The organism is Paenibacillus contaminans (assembly GCF_003285015.1).
Classification (GTDB): Bacteria; Bacillota; Bacilli; order Paenibacillales; family NBRC-103111; genus Paenibacillus_V; species Paenibacillus_V contaminans.
In genome coordinates this window covers 1-376 of sequence record NZ_QMFB01000097.1, presented here as the reverse complement: position 1 = coordinate 376, position 376 = coordinate 1, and the positions used below count along the sequence as shown (strand labels likewise).

Below are 376 nucleotides of genomic sequence, written 5' to 3'. Positions count from 1 at the left end.
TGAATAATCGGCATAAACCATTTTGGCTTGGAACGGCTTCGATGTTCTTGTTCGTCGCTTCGGCCTGCTCGACGGGCGGAGGAACGAGCGATACGCCGTCAGCTTCGGACAAACCGCCGGCTTCGGGTAAAGAAATCAATGTAGACGGGTTTCCGATCGTGAGCGCTCCGATCACAATAACCGCGATGGGATCCAAATTCGCCACTCACGGCGAATGGAAAGACATGAAGGTGCTTACCGAATATGCGAAGAAAACGAATATTACGGTCGATTGGCAAACGGTGCCGGACAACGCTTTTGTGGAAAAGCGCAATATTGCGCTAGCGGGAGGCGAGCTTCCCGACATGTTCTACAGAGCCCGTCTATCCTCTTATGA

At 52.1% G+C, this 376-nt stretch carries 1 pseudogene; it reads left to right on the top strand.

What is annotated here, in order from left to right:
* Positions 1–376, top strand: a pseudogene (locus DQG23_RS41695) (extracellular solute-binding protein); the annotation flags it as partial.